This is a genomic window from Sorangium sp. So ce726 (genome assembly GCF_051521405.1).
Lineage (GTDB): Bacteria > Myxococcota_A > Polyangia > Polyangiales > Polyangiaceae > Sorangium.
On the sequence record NZ_CP150349.1, the window covers coordinates 4,346,426 to 4,369,723 of the forward strand.

Genomic DNA, 23,298 nt, shown 5'->3' on the forward strand with positions numbered 1-23,298 from the left:
GAGCGTCGCCTCCTCGGGAACCTCAAGGAGATCGGCGGTCGCCGTCGCTCGGCGAGGGCGGCGCCCCGGCCGGGCCGAGCAGCGCCTCGATCTCCCGGGAGATCTTGTCCTCCTCGCCGTCCTCGTAGCCCGCGTGGATATGGCGCACGACGCCGCCCCGATCGACGACGAACGCGGTCGGCATCCTCCGCGGCTTGTACGCCTTCTCCGCGCTCTGGTCCTTGTCCCAGAGGATCTTGAACCTGACCCCCGCCTCGTCCGCGAACCCCGCGATCTGCTCCGTCGAGACGTCCTCGGGTGCATCGAGGGAGACGGCGAGCACGGCGAGATTGCCGCCGAAGCGGTCGACGAGCGCCTGGTACTTGGGGAACGACTTCCTGCAAGGGCGGCAGTAGGTCGCCCAGAAATCGACGATCACCACCTTGCCGCGCGCGTCCTTGAGCGTGGAGGGCCCCTCGCCGCTCACGACCTCGGCCGCGAGCTCGGGCGCCGCCGAGCCGATCAGGCCGCCGCCCGTCTCGGGCGCCGGGGGCGCGATGGGCGCGGCGCCGCCGCAGCCGCCTGCGAGCGAGAGGGCGAGCGAGGCGCAGAGGGCCGCGAGGACACGAGCGAACGACGGCGATGGACTGGGGCTCATGACGAGATCTCCCTCCCCGATCAGGGCTCGCGATCGACGATGGAAGCGAGCATCTCTCCCTCGGCGCAGAGCGTCCCGTCGACGCTCGCCTCGCCGCGCAGCTTCCAGACGTTCGAGCGGTGGTGCAGCACCTCGGCGTAGAGATCGAGCCGGTCGCCGGGCGTCACGGTGTGGCGGAACTTCGCCTTGTCGATGCCCAGGAAGAACATGAGGTTCGACGTGGCGTCGAACGGATCCGACGCATAGGCGAGGATGCCGCCGAGCTGCGTGAGCGACTCCAGGATCAGCACCCCGGGCATGATCGGCCGCTGGGGGAAGTGCCCCTGAAACCAGGGCTCGTTGTAAGCGACGCACTTGTAGCCGCGGATGCACTTGTTGGCGGTGATCTCCGTCACCCGGTCGACCATCACGAGGGGGTAACGGTGCGGCAGGATCGACAGGATCTGGTGGATGTCGAGCGTGACGGGCGCTTGGGTTCGGTCAGGCAAGGCCTGCTCCTTTCCGCGGTGGGGAGCGCGCGGGCGGCGCGCTACTTCGCGTCGTCCTTCTTCTCCGCCTTGTCGCCGCTGGCGTCGTCCTCGCCGCCGCCGGTGTTGTAGAGCTGGATGACCTGCTCCGTCAGGTCGAGATCGGCGCGGACGTACGGGGCCGCTTGCTTGTCGAAGATGATCTCGTAGCCCGACTTCTTCGCGATCCGGGTGACGATGAGCATCATCTTCTTGAGGATGGGCCCGGTGAGCTCGCCCTGCTTCTTCTGGAGCTCCTTGTTGTAGTCGACGAACACGGTCTGGAGCTCGACCATCTGGCGCTGCCAGTCCTCCATCCGCTTCTGGAGCGACTCGCGCGAGAGCACGCGCGACTGCTTCTCGATGTCCTCGCGCGCCCGCTGGAGCTCGGTCTGCTTCGCGTCGAGCTCCTGCTGCCGCCGGTCGAAGAGCTTCTTCAGCGTGGCCTGCGCTCGGATGCCGTCCTCCGTCTGCATGACGGCGTGCTGCACGTCGACGACGGCGATCCGGGTCTCGGCGGCGGCGACGCCCGGCACGGCGAGGGCGAGCGACACGGCGGCGGCGCGGGCGATCCGGGCGAAGAACGGCGCGGGCCGATGCGCGGGCCGATGGACAGGAGAGCGGGAGACCATTGGAGGCGATTACCCGCCGCGTGACGGACGGTCAAGGTGTGCGGGGCGGGAGCGCGGGAGGTGAGGGGCGGGGGTGGCCCCTCGTCCGTCGGCATCGAGCATCGTTTCGCCGCAGCCGCCGGAGCGGCGGCGCGAGGGGCCCGGCCTCCTCCCGGGGATCAGAGGCACTTGCCCGAGATGCAGCTCTCGCCGTCGGGGCAAGGCTCGTCGAGCGAGCACTCCGGCGCGACCTCCTCCCGCGTCTTGCAGAACCCGTCCGTGCAGCCGACGAAGCGGCTGTCGATGAGCTGGCAGGCCCGCGTGTTCTCGCACGGGTAGTGGCAGTAGCCGTCATCCATGCACTCCTGGCCCTGCGCCGCGCAGGCCTTGGCGCCGCAGCCGGGCTGAGGAGAGGGGTCGTCCATGCACGCGCCGGTGGCCGCGTTGCACACCTCGCCGGGAGCGCAGTCCGCGTGCGTCGCGCAGCCGGTGGTGCATGCGCCGTCGACGCAGACGGCGCCGCCCTCGCACGGGGCCGCGTCGCTGCACGCGGGGTTCGCGGGGTCGGGGACGCAGACCCCGCGGTCGCAGCGCGTGCCGGGCTCCGCGCATGGCGAGGCGTTGGAGCAGCCGTCAGCGCACTCGCCATTCACGCACACCCTGCCGTCGCCGCACTCGTAGCTGAACTCGCACGCCGCGATGCAGAGCCCGTCGACGCACCGCGTGCCGTCCTCGCACGCGCCGTCGCCGTCACAGGGACACGTGGTGAGCTCGGCGTCGCACTCGGCCTCCGCGCCTCCCGCGCCGCCCTGGCCCGCGCCGCCCTGACCCGGGTCTGCCGGACCCGAACCGCCCCACCCCCCACTGCTGGCGCCGTCGATGTCCGGCTCCACGGGGCGACACCCGTAGCCGTCGCAGAGGAAGCAGTTGTCGCCATCGGGGTCGCACTGGAGCGACGCATCGCCACAGCCGCCGCAGCCCGTCGCGGTCGCGCCGATCATCAGGAACAGCGCGCCTCGACCCAGGATCTTCGCAAGGGGGGAATGAAGAAGCATCGAAGTCCTCCAGCGGCGGCCGGCACCGGCGCGGCCTTCCCGCACGACTACCATGACGCGCGCTAACACGCAGCGTGCCACGGGGCGGCCGGAGAGGAGCGCCGGGAAGCCCGACGAGGCGCTCATTTTGTGAACCCGCTTGTGAACCTGCGTTCACCTGCGCTCGTCGCGCGAGGTTCACTGATCGGCGGGATCGTGCGGCGTGAGGCGGGGGACGGCCGGCGCTCTGGGCCCGGGAGTGATGTGGAATGCTGCAGCGGGCGCTTCCGGTCAGGGCGAAGGCGCGGGGCGCTCCCTGCGAGCGGCCCGGCCGGTCACCCCGCGAGGATCAGGAGCGGTACCCCGCGTTCACGTCGACGTAGCCGTGTCCGAGATCGCTCGTGAGGTACGCGAAGTCGCCGGGGCCGCTGCCGAGCACGAGCTCGATGACGTAGGTGTCGCGCGCGAGCACCTCGTTCGCCTTGAGCTCGGCTTCCGCCCCGACCGGCGCGCCGTTCCGCACGATCGGGATCCCGCCGACGAGGATCTGGGCCTCGCGCGGGTCGAAGGGGACGCCGGCGCGGCCCGCGGCGGCGAGCAGCCGCCCCCAGTTCGCGTCCTTGCCGAAGAGCGCTGTCTTCACGAGCATCGACGTGGCCACCGTGCGCGCGACGGCGCGCGCCCCGTCGCGCGTCGCGAGCCCGCGGACGCGGATCTCGGCGACGTGCGTGCTGCCCTCGCCGTCGGCCACCATCGAGCGCGCGAGCTCGCCGCAGACCTCGGTGAGGCCCGCCGAGAGCTCGTCGCGCGAGACGCGGCGCTGCGACGCGCCGGAGGACAAGAGGAGCACCGTGTCGTTGGTGCTGGTGTCCCCGTCGACGCTGCACGCGTTGAACGTCACGTCGCACGAGGCCGCCAGCGCGTCGTTCGCCTCGCCGGCGTCGAGCACGGCGTCGGTGAACAGGAAGACCAGCATCGTCGCGTGGGGCGGGCCCACGTCGGGGTGGATCATCCCGGCGCCCTTGCCGATGCCGAGCAGCGTCGCGCCCGCGCCGAGCTTGCGCTGCGCGAGCTTCGGCCAGCGGTCGGTCGTGCAGATCGCCTGGGCGAAATCGAGGTAGCCCTTCGGCGACAGGCGCGCCGACAGCTCGGGGACACGCTCGATGATCCTGTGCGCGGGCAGGACGGCGCCGATCACGCCGGTCGAGGCGGGGAGCACCTCGTCCTCCGAGGCGCCGATGGACTCGGCGATGGCGCGCGTCGTGTCGAGCGTCGCCTTCCAGCCTGCCTCGCCTGTGCAGGCGTTCGCGCAGCCGCTGTTGGCGACGACGGCGCGAGCGCGCCCCGACCGGACGCGCTGCATGGCGATGTCCACGGGCGCCGCGCGCACCAGATTCCGCGTGAACATCCCGGCCACGACCGCCGGCTGATCTGCCACCGCGAGCGCGACGTCGATGCGCCCGTCTTTCCGGATCCCGGCGCTGATGGCGCCGAAACGAAAACCTGCAACTGGCTCGAAGCTCATGAGGGCGCGGAGTCTACGCACGAACGCGCGCCGGGAGAAAGCGACAAGCGGAGGGCACGCGCCCGGGGGGATGAGACGCCTGGAGGCGGCCGGGCTGAGCGCGGCATTTGCAATGCTTCGTCCCGATGATCGCCGTCCGGATCGTCGATATCAAAGGGCTGTATTCCCCGGGCTTTCCAGGTGGCTCGGCGTCGCCAGGGACGACGCGTGCGGCGGGATACAGCCCCGGATACACGAGCCTCGACAACCAGGGACGCGTTTACATCAATCGAGATCTCGACGGGCGATGGACGAGGAATACACAGCTCATCGAGATCACGGCCGAGGTGACGAGCCCGGATGGCGAACTCGCGCAGGGGGCGCGGATCCGCTGGAGAGCGCGCGATCCTGACGATCCGTTCAACGAGCGGCCGGAGGTGCACCCGGACTGGGCTCCTACCCTCGATGAGAACGACTACAGCGCCGAGGGAGCCTACGTGGGGCCGACCGGCGAGGACAACGAGGGGACGGAGGACTCGAGCCCTGGCTGGGAAGAAGTGGAGGGCTACGCGCTGTCCGACGCGACGGAGACCACGGCGAGCACGGCGATCGTGGGGGGGCGGAGCACGATCCGGCGCCACATGACCGATATCGCCGGAGACAACCTGATCCTCCGCGCCGAGATCGACGCCGAGGGCCTCGCGGAAGGCGCCGCCGACGAGACCGGGATCATGACGCTCTGGCGCCGGATCGACGTCGAGTACATCAGGATGGAGAGCGCGCCGGCGCTGCCGCTCGAGCAGGTGCCCGCGCACCTCGACCAGGTCTTCACCCAGTTCGACTTCTCCGAGGAGCGGGTGATCGAGGACCGGCAACACCTGGCGCCCGACGCGGGCGCGCTCGGCGAGCAGGCCTCGCGCTTCGTGAGCGAGATCTTCTCTCACGCCGGAGAGCCTGGCTGGTTTTGCCTGATCGCCGCGCTCGAGCCGCACCCCCTGCCCGATGCGCCTGGCGAGGTGCTGTTCCGCGGGACGGTCGCGATCCTGGACGGCGGCGAGGGCGAGAGGCGCAGGGAGTTCGTGGAGATCCCCGGCGATCACCCGGACGCGAGCTCCGTCAGCTTCCGCTGGGACGGCTATCAGATCGCCTTCGGGGTCGCGAGCGCGATCGCCCTGTCCGATCCGCCGCGGACCCGGCTCTGGCTCGAGCCGCACGACATCCAGAGCCAGTTCACTGCCGGCGACGGGTCCCTGGCCCACGCGTACCGTGACCGCCTCTTCTTCTTCCCGCGCGCCCGCCGCAGCGGCGCGGCGTGGGAGCCCCCGGGCTACGGCATCCCGGCGCGTGTCCAGGTCGAGGTGCGGGGTGAAGGCGCCGCCTACGCCGCCGGGATGAGCCCCACGATCGAGCTCGGGTCGACGAGGTACTTCGCGGGCAGGACCATCCTCTTCACCCATCACAGGGCCTTCTGGGATCCCGAGCGAGCGCAGCCGCGGAGCGGCTACGAGCAGCGCACGCTCCACACCATCGTCCATGAGCTCACCCACGCGTTCGGAATGCCGCACAAGTGCGGTTTTTTCGATTATCGGACGCCGCGCCAGACGACGTGCTGCATGAACTATCGCTCCCACTGGATGATCGGCGCCGACCAGCAGCTCATTCCGGGGACCGCCGGGCAGGTCGGTGAAGGTCTCTGCGGGCGCCATATGAAGGAGACGCGGCGCGTGCGCCTGGAGAACAACAGAGGACTCCGATGGAGATGAGGGGCCGCCATGTCGGATGACCGCGCGTGGAGCGGCGGGGAGCCGGCCCGTCCGCCGGGCCTCTCGCTGTGCTCGATCGATCACGATCGCCGCTACGTGCTCGGCTTTCCCCTGCACGTGGCCATCACCGTGTGCGCCGACGACCCCGGGGCCGGCATCCGGGGGTTGCTGCGCCCGAGCTGGGCAGGAAACGCCGGCGCGATCGGGATCCGCCTTGCCAGGGCGAGCTCCGGCGAGGAGGTCGTGAGCGCCGAGCCCTCGGGGATCGTCGTCCACGAGGTCGGTACGCCGGTGTTCCAGCTCTCGCCGGGCGTGAGCCGGCGCATGCTCGTCGACGTCTCCCCGTTTCTGCCCTCCGGGATCGAGCCCGGTCGCTACGGGCTGGTGATCGTCTACGCGGGGCCGTTCGATCTCGTGGAGAGCCCGGAGGTGCCGATCGAGCTCGCGGCGCCGGGCCCCGAGGAGGAGCGCGAGCTCACGCGGCTCGCGCCCGAGATCGCCCGCGCAGGATCGTGGGGCCGCTGGACGAGCCTCCCTCCGGCTGACACGCGCGCCGCGCCGGCCCCGGGCCGCGTCGAGCGGGGCGATCCGCTCCGTTTCAACCGCATCTTGCGCGACCTGATGTACGGGCCGGAGTCGCTCTGCGAGGTGGACCCGACCGTGCTCGACGTCCTCGATGGGGTCTACGAGCCGGAGGCCTGCGCGCTCCGCGCCGAGCTGTATGCCGCGCGGGGAGACGCCGCGCGCGTCGCGGAGCAGGCGGAGCTCATCCGGACCAGGGCCCCGGGGCTCGCCTGGTGGATCGACCGGATCGAGGCGGGGCACAGCGAGATCGGCTTCGTCCGGGTATGCCGGGCGGTACCGCGCCGCGGGTGAGCGGCGGCTCCGGTCCACGCCCGCCCACGCCCGCCCACGCCCGCCCACGCCCGCGCCGCCGCGCTGGCTCCACACGCGGATCACGCGACTGCAACGCGGTGTTCACGTTGAGCGGGTTCAATTGTCGCAGAGCGATGCGTTACGCGATGCGAGCCGTGGTGAGGTACTTTTGCAGAAGGACGCGGTCGTGAGCGCGCTGCCGCCCGACGCCGTGGCGTCGCTCCCGGGCGCCGAGGCCGCCGCTGTCTCATGGCGCACCCAGGGCCAGCGCTACATCACGATCATCGTCAAGGCGAGCTTCGCGTTCACGCCCGGCGCGGCCATGTGGCGAACGGAGCCGCAGGAGATCCTCCGCGCCGAGGTCCATCACGGAAAGAACCCCGCGCGGAGCGTGCGGTTCACCGGCGATCTCGCGCCCTACCTGGGCCGCGCGGACGTGCTCTTCACGGGCGACGCGCACGCCCCTGACGGGGCGCACGTCGAGTCCTTGCCGGTGCGGCTCGCGGTCTTCGGCGCGAGCGGCTGCGCGCTCGACAAACGCCTCTTCGTCCGCGACAAGAAGCCGTTCCAGCGGATGCCCCTCGTGTACGAGAAGGCAGCGCGCGGCGCGAACGGGTGGGAGAACCCCTTCGGCATCGACGCGAGCGACGGCGAAGCCAGGGTCCTCGATCCCCAGGACCCCGCGCGGCCCGCGGGGCTAGGCCCGATCGCGCGCGCCTGGCCTGTGCGCAAGCGGCTGCTCGGCAAGCTCCGGCGCGAGACGCTCGAGGGCCCGAACGCGGAGATCCCCGCTGGCTTCGATTGGTCGTACTTCCAGGCGGCGCCCTCAGACCAGCGGATCGATTACCTGCGTGGCGACGAGTGGATCGTGCTCGAGAATTTGCACCCGGCCGCTCGCCGGCTGGAGATGCGCCTGCCCCGAGCGCGCGGCATGGCGCGGATCCAGGGGCTCGCCACGCCTCCTGCGACAGGGGGCGACGTCATCGAGCTCAACGCCGACACGCTGCGGATCGACGGCGCCGAGCAGCGCTGTACGGTCGTGTGGCGTCAGATCGTCCCCGTCCCTGACGATCACGCCCTCGCGGCCGTGCGGATCGCCGCCGGCGTCGCGGTCGACGGCGAGGAGCTCGCGTGGCCCGAACTGCGCCCCGGGCGAGCCTCGTGCGCCGCGGGAGCGGCTCCGGATGCGCTCCCGATCGGCCCGCAAGGGACCGTGCACATCGAGGACGCACCCGGCCAGGCGCGCCAGCGGGACGTGGATCCGGGGCGCACCATCCACCTCTCGGACGACGAGATCGAGATCATCGACCTGATCCAGCGCCCGTCGCCGCTGCAGACGGTCGCGCTCTCCGACGAGCAGGGCGAGGCGGTGGTGCGCGCGGCGGCGCTGCCGTTTATGGCCGCGCGGGGATCGGCGAGGCAGAGCCGGCCCGAGCCAGCGCGACCGCAGATCGATGCCATCGCGAGCGCGACGCTCATCGACGAGCAGGGCGAGGCGGGGGTACGCGCGCCGGCGCTTCCGTTTGCGGCCGCGCCGGGATCGGCGAGGCAGAGCCGGCCCGAGCCAGCGCGACCGCAGATCGATGCCGTCGCGAGCGCGACGCTCGCCCTGTCGAGCGAGGAGGAGGTGCGCGTTGGCGAGCGGCCCGCGATGCCGTTCTTCTTCGACCCGAGGCTGGCGCCGCGCCTCGAGCTCATCGCGCCGATCCCCGGCGCGCCCTGGTCTGGCGCGCTCGCTTCACCGGCGCCCGGCCCGTCCATGGGGCTCGCCACGCTCGCGCTGGAGGATGCTCCGCCGCCATCCGCCGAGGTGTTACCGCCGTCCGCCGAGGTGTTGCCGCCGCCCGTCGAGTCTTCGTCCTACGCCGCCCCGGCCTCGGGCGTGCTCGCGCGTGAGCCTGAGCGACCCGCCGCGTCGCGCTTCTTTCATGTCCTCCGGCGCGAGGACGAAACGCCCTCCGCGTCGCTTCCGCCGCTCGGCGACGGCGACGAGGTGAGCCTCGAGCGGTGCGCGATCGTCACGGCGGAGCTCGCCGAGAAGCCGGTCCCCCGCGCCGACGTGCTCAGGGCGCACGGCCTGTCGGAGGCGCGCTGGGCAGAGGCCGAGCGGCGATGGCGGGAGTCGATGGCCGACGAGGTCAGGCGCCGCGAGCGAGCGCTCTGCGACAGGTTCGACGCGGCCTATGTCGGCGCGTGGGAAACCGTCTGTGGCCCGCTGCATGCGGCCGATTATGCCCGGCTGATCGTCGCGACCGAGCGCAGCGGCGGCGCGGCGGCGCTCGGTGAGCGCGCGATCCGACGCACCGTGTGGGTGCGCATGAAGCGGCACTGGACCAGGCGCCTCGCCGACGATCCGCGCCTCAGGGCCCGTGTCGAGGCCGAGATCGCGAGGTTGCGCGAGGCGCCGCGCCAACGCGCGCAGGGCGGCGCTCCTGCGGCGTACGCCGTCTGATCTGCGCTGCGCGCCGTGCCCCTTGACCGCGGCGCGCGGGGTTCCGAACATCATCGCTGGTGCAAGCGATGGTCCATTCATGATCGACGCGTCGACGCTGGGCAAGGAGCTCGCGGGCCGGTACAGCGTGGAGGGGCTGCTCGGCGTGGGCTCGATGGGCGCCGTCTTCCGCGCGCGCCACCTCGCGCTCGCGCGGGTCGTGGCGATCAAGGTGCTCACCGGGCACACGGATCCGAACGCCGGGGAGCGGATGCTGCGCGAGGCGCGCATCTCGGCGCTCATCAAGTCGCCGCACGTGGTGAGCTGCTATGACTTCGGCTTCCTCTCGAGCCGATCGCCGTTCATGGTGATGGAGTACGTGGGCGGCCCGTCGCTGGCCGCGCGGCTCCAGAGCGGGCCGCTGCCGCTCGACGATCTGCGGCGCTACATGCTGCATGCGGCGCGGGGGATGGCCGCCGCGACCGAGCTCGGGGTGATGCACCGCGACCTGAAGCCGTCGAACATGCTGATCGCGCCGTCAGGAGAGCTGAAGGTCGCCGACTTCGGCCTGGCGCGCCTGACCGCGACGACGGGGCCGTCCGCGCTCCGGGAGCAGCCCCTCACCGCGATGGGGACCGTGCTGGGGACGCCGTTCTACATGGCGCCCGAGCAGGCGTGGAGCCCGCAGGAGAGCGACACGCGCGCGGACATCTACAGCTATGGCGCGTCGTTTTACCACGCGGCCACGGGACAGCGGCCGTTCGAGGAGCAGGAGCTCCTGCCGCTCCTGCTCGCGCACCGGCAGGACATCCCGGCCCGGCCGCGGGCGCTCCGCCCCGAGCTCGACGAGGACGTGCAGATCGTCCTGGAGCGCTGCCTGGCCAAGGACCCGAAGGACCGCTTCCAGTCCTTCGACGAGATCGACACCGCCCTCGTGGGCGCCCAGAGCACCCGCTGGGGGGACCCGCACGACCTGACGCTCCGCGTGTACATGGAGCAGTACAAGCGCTTCCGGCCCGCCCTCCTGTCGGGCGGCCCTGCAGGGCCGGTCACTGCCTTCCAGTTCCACGGGGACAGGACGCTCTCGATCGTGCGCGCGAACATCGCAGGCGTGTCGGCCGACGCGCTCGTGAGCGCCGACGACGGGCAGCTCACCATGTCAGGCGGCGTGGCGCTCGCCCTGAACCACGCGAGCGGCGGCGTGTGCCACATGGAGACGCGAAAGTACGTTCCCGTGCGTCACGGCGGGGTGGTGGTCAGCTCCGCTGGAAGGTTGACCGCGCGGTTCGTGTTCCACGCGATCACGCTCGACTGGGATCACGTGGCGACCTACAGGCCGACGCGCGACCTCATCCTGCGGCTCCTGGAAGGGTGCTTTTATCACGCGGACACGATGAAGCTCCGGAGCATGGCGCTGCCGCTGCTCGGGGCGGGGAGGGCGGGCTTTTCACCCGCCGAGTGCCTCGACACGATGGTCGAGTTCCTCGTGAAGGCGATGCTCCTCGGCGGGACCGGGCTATCGCACGTGACGATCGTGCTCCGGGAGGGCGCTGGGGTCTGAGCGATCGTCCTCTCGGGAGGTGGTGCGGCGTCATCGCGGCGCTCGTTGGTCCTTGCTCGTGAGGTCGCGAGCTCCCAGGAGAGGGCTCCGCGACGGCATGGATCGATTGTCGAGATACCGTCGATTTTTCAGGAGAGTGAACGAATCCTACGAATCAGGGGTCGATGGTCGATGATCGAACCCACGCGCGCAGCGTGACTGTATCTTGCAAGTCACAAGTCACAAGTCACAAGTCGCTGCGGGAGGAGCGAGAAGAGCGGGGGGCGAGGCGGCCGCGATGAAGAAAGGACCCTTGACTTTCGCCTCATGGTTGTAAGAGTATTCCAGACTTCCCTTGGTGGTCCGGACCTCTCGGCTGGGCGCCGCGGTCGGTTGCAGGATCGCTCAAGGGCCGACTCCGAGTGAAGCTACTGCCGGGATTGCTTGCTTCTTGAGACTGCGCGTCCGAGTCGCTCTCGCTTTCTCCAAGGTGATGCCCGGCGTCCTCACGCGGCGTATCCGTGTGTGAGCGTCTGTTTGATGAGCGTCGTGAGCGCCAGGCGTGGGGTCGGCGCAGGCTAGCGGGTGCATTCGTGATCGCCGGGGGCACGAGCGCGCTGGCCGAAAATCTTGAACATTAACCAATGGTTCGAGGGCGCCCAGGCGTCTCGACGGTTCAACAATTTATCTCGAGCAGAGGCCCGCGGCTCCACCGGTCCATCATGGAGAAACCTTCAATGCGCGTCGCTCCCTTGCTTGGCTACTTATCCGCTTCGATCGCATGCAGCCTGCTGGCGTGCAACGTCGAGCGCACCATGGAAGAGGACCTCGCTGCCCGCAACTCCGCGTTGAACAGCGCGGACGGCACGATGTCCGCGGAGATCACGTTTCCGTCGCAGTGGCAGAGTGGCTACTGCGCGAACGTGACGGTCAAGAACACGAGCCAGCAGACCACCACCGGCTGGCGTGTGGTGGTCGGGCTCAACGGCACGAAGGTGGCCAACACGTGGAACGCGACCTTCGCCTCATCGAACGGGCAGCTCACCGCCTCGAACATGAGCTGGAACGGGAATCTGTCGCCGAGCGCTTCGACGACGTTCGGATTCTGCGCGAACGGCTCCGGCAAGCCTTCGCTCGTCTCGGTCAGCGGCAGCGGAGGCGCGAGCAGCTCGTCGTCATCGAGCAGCAGCGCGAGCTCGTCATCGAGCAGCAGCGCGAGCTCGTCATCGAGCAGCAGCTCGGGGACGGGCGGCGGCGGGGCGGGCGGCGCCGACGGGGAGGGTGGGGCCGGCGGCACGCCGGACACGTGCACGACATCCGAACAGCCGGTCTGTGGCAATGAAACTGGAAGCCACTGCGGCTTCACCTACCAAATCTGGAAGGACCAGGGGACCGGATGCCTGACGAACACGGCGGATGGCTTCAGCGTGGAATGGAGCGATATCTTTAATTTGCTGGGTGGCAAGGGGCTGAGGCCCGGGTCACGGAATCAGATCGTGACCTACGAGGCTGACTTCCAGCCAGGGGGCAATTCCTGGTTGGGTGTCTACGGGTGGACGAAGAGCCCGCTCGTGGAATACCACATCGTCGATAGCTGGGGCACATGGCGTCCCCCGGGCGAACCGGGACGCATGGGCACCGTCACGACCGACGGCGGCACCTATGACATCTATCGGACCCAGCGAGTCAACCATCTTTCCATCGAAGGCATCAATACGTATTATCAGTTCTGGAGCGTCCGTACGCAGAAGCGCACGAGCGGGACCATCACCGTCGCCAACCACTTCGACGCATGGGAGAAGTTGGGGATGAAACTGGGGAGCTTGTACGAGGTCTCGATGCTCGTGGAAGGGTATCAGAGCAATGGAAGGGCTGATGTGAGCATGACCATGAGATGAGCGCCGGGGTTCGAGCGTCGATCCCGGCCCGCCCCCGGGCCGCTCGCTGAGCTAGCGCCCGTTCGCGCCGTCTCCCCGCGCGGCCACGGACACCCGCAGCGCGCCGATGCCGCGCGCCTCGGCCGTGGCGCCGGCGATATCGATGACGAGCTCGTCGCCGGACACGAGCGGCCCCACGCCCTGGGGCGTCCCGGTCGCGATGACGTCGCCAGGCTCCAGGGTCATCACCCGGCTGATGTACGCGACCAGCTCAGGCACTCCCCAGATCATCTGCGCCGTCATCCCGTCCTGCCGCACCTGGGAGTTCACGACAGCCCGCACGCGGAGCGCCCCAGGATCGAGCTCCGTCTCGATCCACGGCCCCACAGGGCAGAACGTGTCGAACCCCTTGCCCCGCGTGAACTGCACGTCCTTCCGCTGCACATCCCGCGCGGTGATGTCGCCCAGGCAGGCGTACCCGAGCACGTGATCCAGCGCGTGCTCCGGCCGCACGGCCCGGGCGCGGCGGCCGATGATCACGCCGAGCTCCGCCTCGTGCTCGACCCGCTGGCTCTCCGGAGGGAGCACGATGGACTGGCCAGGGCCGATGAGCGCCGAGGGCGGCTTGAGGAAGAGGAGCGGCTCGACCGGGACGTCGTTGCCTAGCTCCGCCGCGTGCGCTGCGTAATTGCGCCCCACACACACGATCTTCGTGGGGACCACGGGGCAGGCGAGATCGATGTCGGTCCACGCCACAGCTTCACCCGTGGTCTTGCCGCCGAGCCAGGGCGGGGCGTCCAGGACGAGCGCGGCTGCGCCGTCGAGGCGGGCGAAGAAGGCTGGACGATCCTGATCCGGAGGTGCGAGGCGAGCGAAGCGCATGGCGCGAGCAAAGCGCGATCTTCGCGTCGCGGCAAGCCTGGGACCCGCGCACCGCGACGCACGAGCGCAGGGCGCCCGCCAGCGCGGAGCTCGTGTGTCGTGGTCGTCGCGCGACGTCGGCGGCGGGCCGCCGTCACGGAGGAGGCGCCGCGACGGCCCGGCGTCGCGCGACGAGGCGAGCCTCGTGATGCCCTTCCTCGAGCCATCCTTCCTCGTAACGGACCACCTCGAGCGCCTCGCCGAGGAGCCCCGGGAGCTCGCCGTCATCGAGCAGCCAGCGCGCGCTCGGGTGCGCGTGCCGCAGCAGGTTCGACCGCGTCGGGTGCACGACGACGAGGTGACCGCCCGGGGCGAGCTCCGCCGCGCAGGCGGCGAGCCTGCGCTCGAGGAAGTAGAAGATCAGGAGGAGGTCCCACGGCCCGGCAGGGAGCGGGTCGCGCTCCACATCGAGCGCCACCGTGCGCAGCGCGAGCCCTTCTTTCGCCGCGGCGCTCCGCGCGATGCCGAGCCCGACCTCGGAGATGTCAGCCAGCGTCACGTCGAGCCCGCGCCGCGCGAGCCACAGGGCGTGACGACCCGCGCCGCCCGCCAGGTCGAGCGCGCGCCCGCGCCGGGGCAGGAGCGGATCGAGCGCCGTGAGCACGGCGGAGGGCTCCCCCGGATCGCTGCCGCCGTCGCGATAGCGGGCGTCCCACCTCGTGCGATCGTCATCGGACACGCTGTCCTCCTGTCCTCATTGGTCGCGCCGGCGCGGACACCGGCGAGCGCCCTCGCTGGCGCGGAGCGTACCATCCTCCAGCGAGGCCGCTTTGGCGCGGGGCGACGGCGCCGGCCGGCGGCTGGCTGCTGGACGCGCGGCATGACCTGGCCTAGCACGCCGGCCGCTTGCCATGTCCGAGTCCCTGACCCTGGCCCCGACCCCGGATCCCCGCCGCTTCCGCGCGCCCGACGGCGCGCTGCTCTCGCCGCCCGAAGGCTGGGCGTGCTTGCCCCCGGGCGACGCCGGGCTCACCCGCCGGGTGAAGCTGGCGGGCCCGTCCTGGATGGTCGTCGAGAAGCGCGGGAGGAAGACGTTCTCCCGGGGCCTCTGGGCGCCGGCCGCCACCATCGAGGCCGCCCGCGCGGCGCTCGAGGCCGAGCGCAGCACGCCTGCATACGCAAAGAAGCGGGAGGCGGACGCCCGGCGGAGGGAGCGCGACCAGGAGGAGTACGTGCGTGAGTTCGAGGCCGCCGTGGCCGCGTTCCTCCGGTTCTCGCCGCACTACGCGGCGCTCGCGCGGGCGGTCGCGACCAAGGTGACGCTGCACGCCACGCCGGTGGGCAGCGGGACCGTCGCACGCACGGAGCGGATCCCGGTCGCGCAGCGCGCCGAGTCGGCCGTGATCGCCTGGATGCGGCACCAGACCACGGCCTACGACTCGATGTCCATCCCGCGCGTGAAGGGGATGCGCCGCGAGGTGCGGCGCGAGCTCGCGCAGATCTCCCGCGCCATCCTCGATCTCCATCGCGGCGACGCGCCGCACGCGGGCGCGTCGTGCCCGCTCTGCGCGGCGCTCTGACGCGCGGGGCGGAGCGGGGCGAGCCCGTCACGCGCCGAGCAGCCCCTCCCCGACCAGCCGCGCGCGCAGCCCCGCGGCCCCGTCGAACACGTGCGCGCGCATCCCGAGCGCGACCGCCGCCTCGCAGTTCTCCGCGCGATCGTCGACGAACAGGCACTCGCCCGCGTCGACCCCGATGCGCGTCATGAGCCGATCGAAGAACTCGCGCGCCGGCTTGCGCACGCCCAGGTGATGGCTCGAATAGACACCCTCGAACAGGGCGTCGAGCGCGAACGCCTCGCGCACCTCCTCGACCCACACGGGGTAATTGCTCGCCACGAACCTGAGCGCGTTGCCCTCGAGCGACGCGACGATCTCCCGCACGCCGGGCAAGAAGCGATATCCCGCGCGGCGCACCCGGTTGAACGCGTCGATGTCGAACGAGAACCCCTCGGCGCCTTCACGAAAGAACCGGCGAGCGAACTCGGCCTCATCGATCTCGCCGATCTCGAACGCAGGCCAGCACGTGGGATCGCGGTGCCTCGCGATCTCGGCGCGCGCGGCGGGCGCGGCGGACCGGATCGCCGCGGCGAGCGCCTCCCGGTACGGGTCGTAGAGGACGGTATCCATCAGATCGAAACACACTGCGCGGACCATCAGGCACGAACCGTAGCACCGGCGCGCGTGTGTGTGCGCACGCAGGTCACACCGGCGCACAGGCGTGCGGCCACACGGGTGAGTTGCGCTGAGGGCGCGCGAACCGGCGCGAACCGGCGCGAACCGACACGATGTCACGAAACTGATACGAACTTTGAGAAAGCGCATCTCGCCATGCGCTGCGCGATGGCTTATACTCGGCATGGGTGGCGAGTTCTCAGGAGCGTGGTCCGGCGATGCGCCGGCTCCTGAGGAATCGTGTGGTGGTCTGCTTTATCTACCGGCGCGCAGCGCCGGCACTTACTTAAAAAGGAGTCAGGCCATGAGATTGCCTGCGATGGGCATTGCCTTGTTCACGGTCGCCGTGGCCAGCGCGGCGTGCGGCGGCGGCGATGACGGCGATAATCTCTTTCAGAGCGGCTCGGGCGCCGGGAACAGCTCGGGTAATGGGAGCGGAGGCGACGACGGCGGCTTCGGTTCAGCGGGTGTGACCTCGGGCAGCGGCGCCGGCGCAGGCAGCCCCAGCAGCGGCGCAGGCCCTTCGACCGGCGCTGGCGAGGCGTGCGCCACGCAAACGGCCCAGGCCGGGCTCCAGCCCGTGTACCTGGCTGTCGCGTTCGACGTATCAGGCAGCATGGGGATGAACGATAGGCCCTCGCACAGCAAGGAGCTCAAGTGGGATCCCGTCGTCGCCGCGACCAAGCAGTTCTTCATGGATCCGGCGTCCGCGGGGCTCACCGCCTCGCTCACGTTCTTCCCCGGCGAGCGGAGGATGTGCGAGGCTAGAACCTACCGCACGCCGGACGTCGAGATGACGCCGCTGCCCTCCGAGACATTCGGTGCGGCGATCGACGACGTCACGCCTGAGAACGACGACGACTGGGGCACGAGCACGCCGACAGCGTTCGTGGTCGATGGGACGGTGACGTTCATCGAGGAGCAGCGCCAGGAGAACCCCGGGAAGTACGCGCTCGTGCTCGTGACCGACGGCTACCCGCAGCGCTGCGGCGGAGATGCAGACAGCATCGAGGCCGTCGTCGAGCGCGTCGAGGGAGCGCGTCAGGACAACGTCCCGACCTACGTGATCGGGGTGGCGAACCCGCCGGACGACGAGCCGGGGAACGTCGACAACCTGCGCGACATCGCCGTGGCGGGCGGCACAGGGCAGGCCTTCATCATCGAGACCGGTAACCCCGACGCGACAGCGACCGCGTTCAGGGCGGCCATCGACCAGATCCGCGGCGCCGCCGTGACGTGCAACGTCGCGATCCCGGCGGCGCCCGATGGGAGGACGTTCGACAAGCAGCGGGTGCGCGTGACGTACACGAGCGGAGGAGGCGAGCCAAAGGCCGTCGCCTACGATCAGGAGTGCGCGAGCGACGACGCCTGGCGCTATGACAATCCATCGAACCCGACGCAGATCGAGCTCTGCGAGAGCGTGTGTAACGCGATACAGTCCGATCCCGAGGCCTCCTTGGGCGTCGACTTCACCTGCGAGGACGTGATCGACATCCCGCAGTGATCGGCGGCGGGGGCGCTCCCTGAGCCGGGGGCGCCCGCCGCTGCCGTGGCGCGGGGCGCGCAGGCTCGCGTCGCGAGCGCTTCCTTCCTTCAGGGCGCGCAGGCGGCGTGGGGGCTGAAGAGCGCCGGGGCGAGGCCCCGGTAGTCGTCGTGGGGCACGCCGCCGCGGAGATCGCCGCCGAGCTTGTAATAGTAGCACCGCGAGGCGGGGATCCCGGCGGCCGTGTACGTCGCCACGTCGCTCGGCATGTTGCCGAAGCCGAAGGCGGGCACGATGCCCGTGCGCGCCTTGAGCCATCCAAGCTCGATCGTCTTGTACTCGGCCGCTGCGCCGCCGAATGCGCCGGTGACGCCGATGGTGGTGTGGAGGATGCCCGGCGGGAAGCCCTGCTCTCGCAACCAGACCCTCGTGCTGCCCACGAGCCACTCGGGGCGCGCGGTCACGTAGAAAAGGTAGATCCCGCTCTCGGCGAGGGCGCGCATCGCGTCCGCCGCGCCGGGGTGGGCGGCCGGCGGCGCGCCGCCGACCAGCTCGCTGACGACCGCCACCTCGCTCGAGGTGAGCGTCCCGTCGACGTCGGTCACGGCCACCTGGGCGCCGGACGGGAGGACCTCGATGAACAGGTCCGCGCTCGTGGCGTCGCCGGCCACGGCGAGGTGGACGCGGTGCCGGCCGACCTCGAGGTGCCGACCCGCGGCGAGGTCGATGTAGACGCGCCCGCCCGTGTCCGGGATCCCCTCCGTCGTCGGGTGCGGGTGGTCATCGTCGCTCGTCCGGAAGGTGCCGAGCCGTTCCCAGGCGCCGCTGCAGCCGCGGAGCAGATAGGCCTCGACGTCCTCGTCCTCGAGATCGTCGTCCTGCGGCCCGTAAGCGAACTTCGCGATGGCCCACTGGGGCCCGTCGGCGCGGGCGAAGAGGTCGCGTCCGCGGTGGCGCGGCCACCCGGCCGCGACGAGGCGCGAGCGTGTGTGCCTGAACCCGCGCGGCAGGGCGGCAGGCGGCGGCGCGTCGCAGGCCGGACGGGCCGGGCAGGCACCCGCCCGGGGCCGCGACGGCGCGGGAGGATCAGCCTGGCGCGGAGCACCGGCGCAGGCGACGAACGAGACGGCGGCGAGGACCAGCGGGGCGAGCGGGGAGGGGCGCAATACGTCCACGTATACCGCGGCGGCGCGCCGCAACGCGACCAGGTCGCGCGCCGCGGCCGCCCGCGGGAACGCGCCCCTTTCAGGCTCAGGTTCAGGTCCAGAAGCCCGTCGGCTGCCCCAGGAGCGCGGCGCCGACCTGGCCGAACCAGCCCTCTGCGGCGGCGGCGTGCTGAGAGAAGGTGTGAATGTCCCGGAACCGCCGTTGCACGGGCGAGGTGTTCCGGGCGACGCCGCCTCCGCCCGCCTGATAGCAGGCGTCCACGGCCCGGGCGGTCACCTCCGTCACCCAGGCCAGGGCGCCCGAGATCCGCGGCGCCATCGCGAGGGTGGCGCCAGGGTTGTTCACGCACGCGTCCCAGAACTCGTCCCCCGTGTCGCGCAGCAGGGCACGGGCGGCGCGGACGCTCGTCTCGGCGCGGCCGAGGTTCACCTGGAACAGCGGAGAGTCTGCCAGCTGGGCGCGCGCATACAGCCGCTTCTTGCCCGAGCTCGCGAGCGTCACGATGTCGTCGAGCGCTCCCTGGGCGATCCCCACCGCCACGGCCCCCATGTGGAGCACGAAGTGCAGGACCGGCGCGACGAAGCCCGGCCCGGTCACCGACGGCAGGCCCCGGAAGATATCGAACGTGTTCGCCTCGGGGCAGAAGGCCCCTTCCAGCGCGATATCGTGGCTCCCCGTGCCGCGCAGGCCGAGCACGGACCAGGTGTCGATGATGCGCGCCTCGCTCGCCGGGAACAGCATGCCCCGCATCTCTGGCACCTCGCGCACCTCGCGCACCTCGCGCACCTCGCGCACCTCGCGCACCTCGCCCGCATCGCCCGCCGGGCCCATCCGCGGGCGGCCGCCGTCCATGATCACGCAGTTCCCGAACAGCCAGCTGGCGTGCTCGCAGCCGCTCGCGAAGCTCCAGCGCCCGGTGACCCGGTAGCCGCCGTCCGTCGCGTGGGCCTCCCCCTGCGCGTTGAAGCCGCCGCCGATGATCACGTCCGGCCCGCCGGTGTAGATGGCGTCGAAGCGCTCGCGCGGCAGGAGCGAGAAGAGGTGCGGGCTCTCCGAGCCGATCATCACGGTCCAGCCGGTGGCCCCGTCCGCCCGGGCGAGCGCCTCGAGGACGTCCATCCCCGTGCGCAGATCCACCTCGTGGCCGCCGTGGCTCCTCGGCAGGAACATCCGGAAGCAACCCGCGGCCTTGAGCTGGCCGAGGAGATCCGCCGGGAGGCGCCGCGCCTCCTCGATCTCCGCGCTCCGTGAGGCGATCGCGGGGGCCAGGTCACGGACGGCATGCAGCAGCTTCGCGGCGTCTTCGTTCTTCATCGCTCGCTCCTTGAGATCAGGGGTCGGGGGAGCCTGTGAAGGCCCGGCAAAACGGCTCATCGTACGGCGGTTCTGGAGCTCCGCGCGGACTTTCGGCCCCCTCCGCCGGGAGGAACGTCATCGCGGGTCGGTCACGCGGCCCATGAACAGCACGGTGCCAGTCGCCACGTCGCGGATCAGGAACACGAACGGGTGATCCGCGCGGAACACCTGGGGCTGCGCCGGGGCTGAGCGTGTCGCCACGACGACCCCTGTGGCCGCGGCGGCTTCGGTCCCTTCCTCGTTGACCTCCACGAACGCCTTGTGGCGCACCTGGGAGATGTAGAGCGGCTCCGCCCTCGTGATCCCGGTAAAGTCGGCCTTCTTCTCGTCGAACGCGAGCGGCATGCCCATCGCGCTCAGCGTCGCCGACAGCTCGAGCTCGGCGGTCATCTTGAAGCGCGGGAGCGCCACGTCGACCCGCGCCGGATGGAGCGCCTCCACGTACGTCTTGAGCTCCCCCGCTGCCAGGCGCTGCTCCACCTTCGCCAGCCCGTCCACCTGCGCGGGCAGGACGACGACCATGGCCAGCCGGCGCTCGGGGCTCTGCGCCTCGTACGCGAGCTCCAGCACCGACGCGTCAGCGGCCTTGCCAAAGCCCGCCAGGAGCGTTTTGCGCATCATCGGCACGGCCGGCGCCGTCCCGGGCTTGACCGTGAACGGCTCGTTCTTGGTGGCCTGCTTGTCGAAGGGCGTCGCCCACTTCCCCTTGAAGTAGACGGCGTTCGTGAGGACGAGCCGTGTGAGACCGGTGATGCTGCCGGCGGGCATCAGGTCCTTGATCTTCCCGTTCGTCTGTTGTTCGACCCATTGATTGATGCGCCCCCGCGCCGGCTCGCTCCCGCCCTTGAAGTCGACGAGCTCGATCCCCGCCCCGTAGTGCTGCTGGGTGGTGCTCTGGAACGCGGGCTCGATCGGCAGCCCGGCCTGGCCCCACAGCCGGTTGGCGATCCGGAGCTCGGGCCCCTTGGGCCCGGTCGCCAGCGCCAGCTCCTTGAGGAGCCCGGCGAACGCGGGGTGGAGCGCCTCGGGCGGGAGGGTGAACTCGAGCGTCTTCGCCATCTGAGCCGCGGTCTCGCCGCGGGCACCGGCGTAGGTCATGGCCAGCGCCGTGGAGATGCTCGCAGGCGAGAAGAAGAGCTTGTCTTTCGTGGCGGCGAGCTTGCCGTAGAGGCGCTGCGCGAACGCGGCGTTCGTGTCGGCGAGCGCCGGAGCCGGCGGCGGGTCGGGCTGCTGAGCGTCCGGCGGGGCAGGCTCGCTCGGCCCAGGGGCCGCCGCCTCGGAGGCCGGCTTCGCGCCGGGACAGACGTGCTCCCACCGGCACGCCCCGCCCTCGGCGCGCGTGCACTGCGGGGTGCCGGTGGAGCCATCGTCGCAGACGCGGGCGATCATCGCGAGGGGGCCGCAGTCGGCGGGCTGGCACGCGGACGTGCTCGGGGCCGGCGCGGCCGGCGGGACGCTATCCCGGGCCTGACACCCGAGCCCCAGCAGCGTGCACAGCGCGGTCGTGAAGAACGAGATCGGTCTGGCCATGGCGCTGCGGTACCAGCGCGCGAGGCCGGTGGGAAGCTCGACCGGAAGGACGGAAGGCAGGAGAGCGCGTGTGTTTCTACCGCGCCGGCGGGCGCCGCCGCGCGGCGCGCGTCGTCAGAAGTTGTGGACGAACGTGAACCGGCCAGCGAGCTTGTTCCCGCCGATCTGGCTCTCCTCCTGCGTCTCGTAGCCGAGGTAAAGGAGCAGCTTGTTTCCCGTGCCGTAGTTCAGCCCGATCACGCCGCCGACCTGCAGGCTGGCGAGGCCGCTCTCGTCGACGTCCGCACCGGCGGTCAATGGGTCGTCCTCGAGCGCGACCTCGTTGAGGTCGATCGTGGCCTCGAGGTGCGGGCCGATGCCGAAGTCGTCGATGGGGTAGTAGAGCAGGAAGTCCCGCGTGTAGACGTAGTTCTGGACGCTCTCGTTGAATATGCTGGAGAACGACCCCAGGATCCACGACTCGAAGTAAACGGGCTTTGAGTCGACGAAGGTGAACAGCTGCGGGGCGACCAGCGCCGCCGGCTCCATCGTCGTGAAGTTGAACGAGAAACCCACCATCGGGTTGATGATGACAGGACCCATCGTGAAGGCGGGGCCGATGTCGAACTCCGCGGTTCCCAGCGTGGTGAGGTAGATGTCGCTCGAGAGGCTGATGGAGCCGACCTGGTGCGTGGCGCCGGCCCAGAGCTGGAGACCGAGGCTGTCTGCGTCGAAGCGGAACCAGCTCGGGATCTGGCTCGCCTGCGGCTCCGGCGCGGCGGGCTCCGCCGCGGCCGTCGCCCCGGCCGCGGCCGCTGCGCCCGGATCAGCCGGGGGCGGCGCGGGATCCTGAGCCCAGGCGGCCGGCGACGCGAGCAACCCGACGACGCAAGCGAGCGCCGAGCAACATCTCCGCATATCGTTCTCCATCATCGAATTGCCTCCTCTGCGCAGCATGAGGTGAAAGCAACATGAAACGTGAGAGCAACATGAAACGTAACGGCAGTCGGGTGACACTAACGTAATGGAGAGCAATTAGGCAAAGCCGATGTGCACGGGGAGCCCCCGAGCGGCGCGCGGCGGCGTGGCCTGCCCGCGCCGGCGCACCTTGGCGTCCTCGGCGCGCTTGGCGGTTCAAAAGACCCCACCTGGTTTGAGAGGAGGATCACAGGGGGATGTACTGGATGCCCGCGGCGGCGCCGAGCGACGCCACCGTGGCGGCCCCGACGAGGAGCAGCGTCACCTTCAGCAGCGTCCCCTCGATCTGGTCCGTGACGAGGCCGTCGACGCCCTGGGCGAGCTCGTCCCGCACCTTCAGCATGTCGATGCCGCCTGCCTGGTTGGCCTCGTTGCGGAAGCGCGCCAGCGTCAGCGTCTCGATGGTCCCGAGCAGCTGCGCCTCGATCCTGCGCCGCAGGAACCCTCGCACGCCGCCCCCTGTCGGCGCCGCCTGCACCCTGTGGATCACGGCGAGGCGCAGGCGCTTCACCGCCTCGTTGAGCGGGACGCGCTCCACCGCCTGCGCCATCCGCCCGCCGCGGGCCCCCGCCTCGGCCTGATCGGAGAGGCCGAGCAGCCGCTCGAACACGGCGGTGACGAGCATCCCGCCGAGGCGCTTCGCCCGCACGATCTGCAGGATGCCGGTGCCGAGCGCCCGCTTCCACGACAGCGTGAAGCCGATCACAGCGGAGAGCGCGAGCGCCGCGACGGCCGCCAGCGCCCCGCGCATCGCCGAGCCGTCGGCCGCGATGGCGTACGAGGAGGCGGCGAGGACGAGGGCCAGGAACGACATGGCCGCAGCGGTCAGGAAGAAAGAGCGGAGCGCGGGCCCCAGCGCACCGGCGACACCTTGCACGAACGGTCGAAGATCCATGACCGCTCAGCTGACCACGCCCGCCGCGCGGCGAAA

The 23,298-nt window shown here is 70.9% G+C and carries 20 protein-coding genes; 7 read left to right on the top strand and 13 right to left on the bottom strand.

Annotated features, from left to right (window positions below; all coding sequences use genetic code 11):
* Nucleotides 1–22: 22 nt before the first annotated feature.
* From WME79_RS16275 to argJ, 5 genes are all read right to left on the bottom strand, one after another.
* Nucleotides 23–637, bottom strand: a complete 615-nt coding sequence (locus tag WME79_RS16275) for a TlpA family protein disulfide reductase (protein ID WP_437536333.1) — start codon at nucleotides 635–637, stop codon at nucleotides 23–25.
* Nucleotides 638–657: 20 nt separating this feature from the next.
* Nucleotides 658–1,125, bottom strand: coding sequence for a 3-hydroxyacyl-ACP dehydratase FabZ (fabZ, locus tag WME79_RS16280; protein ID WP_272098066.1), 468 nt, complete (start codon nucleotides 1,123–1,125; stop codon nucleotides 658–660).
* Nucleotides 1,126–1,166: 41 nt separating this feature from the next.
* Nucleotides 1,167–1,775 carry an OmpH family outer membrane protein gene (locus WME79_RS16285; protein ID WP_437536336.1) on the bottom strand — a complete coding sequence of 203 codons (609 nt, stop codon included), beginning with the start codon at nucleotides 1,773–1,775 and terminating at the stop codon, nucleotides 1,167–1,169.
* Between the two features lie 158 nt (nucleotides 1,776–1,933).
* Nucleotides 1,934–2,809, bottom strand: coding sequence for a hypothetical protein (locus WME79_RS16290; RefSeq protein ID WP_437536339.1), 876 nt, complete (start codon nucleotides 2,807–2,809; stop codon nucleotides 1,934–1,936).
* A gap of 328 nt (nucleotides 2,810–3,137) precedes the next feature.
* Nucleotides 3,138–4,313 (bottom strand): bifunctional glutamate N-acetyltransferase/amino-acid acetyltransferase ArgJ, encoded by a 1,176-nt coding sequence (gene argJ / locus WME79_RS16295; RefSeq protein WP_437536342.1) that lies wholly within the window; start codon nucleotides 4,311–4,313, stop codon nucleotides 3,138–3,140.
* Between the two features lie 125 nt (nucleotides 4,314–4,438).
* Between argJ and WME79_RS16300 the strand changes: the two genes are divergently transcribed.
* The 5 genes from WME79_RS16300 (at nucleotide 4,439) to WME79_RS16320 (ending at nucleotide 12,800) form a co-directional block, all read left to right on the top strand.
* Nucleotides 4,439–6,055 carry a hypothetical protein gene (locus tag WME79_RS16300; RefSeq protein WP_437536345.1) on the top strand — a complete coding sequence of 539 codons (1,617 nt, stop codon included), beginning with the start codon at nucleotides 4,439–4,441 and terminating at the stop codon, nucleotides 6,053–6,055.
* Nucleotides 6,056–6,064: 9 nt separating this feature from the next.
* Entirely contained in the window at nucleotides 6,065–6,931 is an 867-nt protein-coding gene (locus WME79_RS16305) for a hypothetical protein (protein ID WP_437536347.1), read from the top strand.
* Nucleotides 6,932–7,118: 187 nt separating this feature from the next.
* Nucleotides 7,119–9,383 carry a DUF2169 domain-containing protein gene (locus WME79_RS16310; protein ID WP_437536350.1) on the top strand — a complete coding sequence of 755 codons (2,265 nt, stop codon included), beginning with the start codon at nucleotides 7,119–7,121 and terminating at the stop codon, nucleotides 9,381–9,383.
* Nucleotides 9,384–9,462: 79 nt separating this feature from the next.
* Nucleotides 9,463–10,923 carry a serine/threonine-protein kinase gene (locus tag WME79_RS16315; RefSeq protein WP_437536353.1) on the top strand — a complete coding sequence of 487 codons (1,461 nt, stop codon included), beginning with the start codon at nucleotides 9,463–9,465 and terminating at the stop codon, nucleotides 10,921–10,923.
* 716 nt (nucleotides 10,924–11,639) lie between these two features.
* Nucleotides 11,640–12,800 (top strand): glycoside hydrolase family 11 protein, encoded by a 1,161-nt coding sequence (locus WME79_RS16320; RefSeq protein ID WP_437536356.1) that lies wholly within the window; start codon nucleotides 11,640–11,642, stop codon nucleotides 12,798–12,800.
* Between the two features lie 51 nt (nucleotides 12,801–12,851).
* Here the strand turns inward: WME79_RS16320 and WME79_RS16325 are convergent, their stop codons facing one another.
* Together WME79_RS16325 and WME79_RS16330 are read right to left on the bottom strand one after the other, a co-directional pair.
* On the bottom strand, nucleotides 12,852–13,661 hold the full coding sequence (locus WME79_RS16325; RefSeq protein ID WP_437536358.1) for a fumarylacetoacetate hydrolase family protein: 810 nt from the start codon (nucleotides 13,659–13,661) through the stop codon (nucleotides 12,852–12,854).
* A gap of 133 nt (nucleotides 13,662–13,794) precedes the next feature.
* Nucleotides 13,795–14,379, bottom strand: a complete 585-nt coding sequence (locus tag WME79_RS16330; protein ID WP_437536361.1) for a class I SAM-dependent methyltransferase — start codon at nucleotides 14,377–14,379, stop codon at nucleotides 13,795–13,797.
* A gap of 172 nt (nucleotides 14,380–14,551) precedes the next feature.
* Between WME79_RS16330 and WME79_RS16335 the strand changes: the two genes are divergently transcribed.
* Entirely contained in the window at nucleotides 14,552–15,220 is a 669-nt protein-coding gene (locus WME79_RS16335) for a DUF2293 domain-containing protein (protein WP_437536363.1), read from the top strand.
* A 27-nt stretch (nucleotides 15,221–15,247) separates the two neighbouring features.
* Here WME79_RS16335 and WME79_RS16340 read toward each other — a convergent pair whose 3' ends face one another.
* Nucleotides 15,248–15,856 carry an HAD family hydrolase gene (locus WME79_RS16340; protein WP_437536366.1) on the bottom strand — a complete coding sequence of 203 codons (609 nt, stop codon included), beginning with the start codon at nucleotides 15,854–15,856 and terminating at the stop codon, nucleotides 15,248–15,250.
* 322 nt (nucleotides 15,857–16,178) lie between these two features.
* Between WME79_RS16340 and WME79_RS16345 the strand changes: the two genes are divergently transcribed.
* Entirely contained in the window at nucleotides 16,179–17,378 is a 1,200-nt protein-coding gene (locus WME79_RS16345) for a vWA domain-containing protein (RefSeq protein WP_437536369.1), read from the top strand.
* Nucleotides 17,379–17,467: 89 nt separating this feature from the next.
* Here the strand turns inward: WME79_RS16345 and WME79_RS16350 are convergent, their stop codons facing one another.
* From WME79_RS16350 to WME79_RS16370, 5 genes are all read right to left on the bottom strand, one after another.
* Nucleotides 17,468–18,532 (bottom strand): LNS2 domain-containing protein, encoded by a 1,065-nt coding sequence (locus WME79_RS16350; RefSeq protein ID WP_437536371.1) that lies wholly within the window; start codon nucleotides 18,530–18,532, stop codon nucleotides 17,468–17,470.
* 82 nt (nucleotides 18,533–18,614) lie between these two features.
* A complete protein-coding gene (locus WME79_RS16355; RefSeq protein WP_437536374.1) occupies nucleotides 18,615–19,838 on the bottom strand; it encodes an acyl-CoA dehydrogenase family protein in 1,224 nt (407 codons plus the stop codon).
* Between the two features lie 117 nt (nucleotides 19,839–19,955).
* The gene (locus tag WME79_RS16360) at nucleotides 19,956–21,410 is read right to left on the bottom strand and encodes a serpin family protein (RefSeq protein ID WP_437536376.1); all 1,455 of its coding nucleotides are present in this window, start codon (nucleotides 21,408–21,410) and stop codon (nucleotides 19,956–19,958) included.
* A gap of 114 nt (nucleotides 21,411–21,524) precedes the next feature.
* The gene (locus WME79_RS16365) at nucleotides 21,525–22,322 is read right to left on the bottom strand and encodes a hypothetical protein (protein ID WP_437536379.1); all 798 of its coding nucleotides are present in this window, start codon (nucleotides 22,320–22,322) and stop codon (nucleotides 21,525–21,527) included.
* 232 nt (nucleotides 22,323–22,554) lie between these two features.
* Nucleotides 22,555–23,262 (bottom strand): hypothetical protein, encoded by a 708-nt coding sequence (locus WME79_RS16370; protein ID WP_437536382.1) that lies wholly within the window; start codon nucleotides 23,260–23,262, stop codon nucleotides 22,555–22,557.
* Between the last annotated feature and the right edge of the window lie 36 nt (nucleotides 23,263–23,298).

Excerpts from the sequence above, each read along its gene's own strand:
- WME79_RS16275 (WP_437536333.1), bottom strand. The coding sequence starts at position 637 with ATGAGCCCCAGTCCATCGCCGTCGTTCGCTCGTGTCCTCGCGGCCCTC.
- WME79_RS16285 (WP_437536336.1), bottom strand. The coding sequence starts at position 1,775 with ATGGTCTCCCGCTCTCCTGTCCATCGGCCCGCGCATCGGCCCGCGCCG.
- WME79_RS16290 (WP_437536339.1), bottom strand. The coding sequence starts at position 2,809 with ATGCTTCTTCATTCCCCCCTTGCGAAGATCCTGGGTCGAGGCGCGCTG.
- argJ (WP_437536342.1), bottom strand. The coding sequence starts at position 4,313 with ATGAGCTTCGAGCCAGTTGCAGGTTTTCGTTTCGGCGCCATCAGCGCC.
- WME79_RS16300 (WP_437536345.1), top strand. The coding sequence starts at position 4,439 with ATGATCGCCGTCCGGATCGTCGATATCAAAGGGCTGTATTCCCCGGGC.
- WME79_RS16305 (WP_437536347.1), top strand. The coding sequence starts at position 6,065 with ATGTCGGATGACCGCGCGTGGAGCGGCGGGGAGCCGGCCCGTCCGCCG.
- WME79_RS16315 (WP_437536353.1), top strand. The coding sequence starts at position 9,463 with ATGATCGACGCGTCGACGCTGGGCAAGGAGCTCGCGGGCCGGTACAGC.
- WME79_RS16320 (WP_437536356.1), top strand. The coding sequence starts at position 11,640 with ATGCGCGTCGCTCCCTTGCTTGGCTACTTATCCGCTTCGATCGCATGC.
- WME79_RS16325 (WP_437536358.1), bottom strand. The coding sequence starts at position 13,661 with ATGCGCTTCGCTCGCCTCGCACCTCCGGATCAGGATCGTCCAGCCTTC.
- WME79_RS16335 (WP_437536363.1), top strand. The coding sequence starts at position 14,552 with ATGTCCGAGTCCCTGACCCTGGCCCCGACCCCGGATCCCCGCCGCTTC.
- WME79_RS16340 (WP_437536366.1), bottom strand. The coding sequence starts at position 15,856 with ATGGTCCGCGCAGTGTGTTTCGATCTGATGGATACCGTCCTCTACGAC.
- WME79_RS16345 (WP_437536369.1), top strand. The coding sequence starts at position 16,179 with ATGAGATTGCCTGCGATGGGCATTGCCTTGTTCACGGTCGCCGTGGCC.
- WME79_RS16355 (WP_437536374.1), bottom strand. The coding sequence starts at position 19,838 with ATGAAGAACGAAGACGCCGCGAAGCTGCTGCATGCCGTCCGTGACCTG.
- WME79_RS16360 (WP_437536376.1), bottom strand. The coding sequence starts at position 21,410 with ATGGCCAGACCGATCTCGTTCTTCACGACCGCGCTGTGCACGCTGCTG.
- WME79_RS16365 (WP_437536379.1), bottom strand. The coding sequence starts at position 22,322 with ATGATGGAGAACGATATGCGGAGATGTTGCTCGGCGCTCGCTTGCGTC.
- WME79_RS16370 (WP_437536382.1), bottom strand. The coding sequence starts at position 23,262 with ATGGATCTTCGACCGTTCGTGCAAGGTGTCGCCGGTGCGCTGGGGCCC.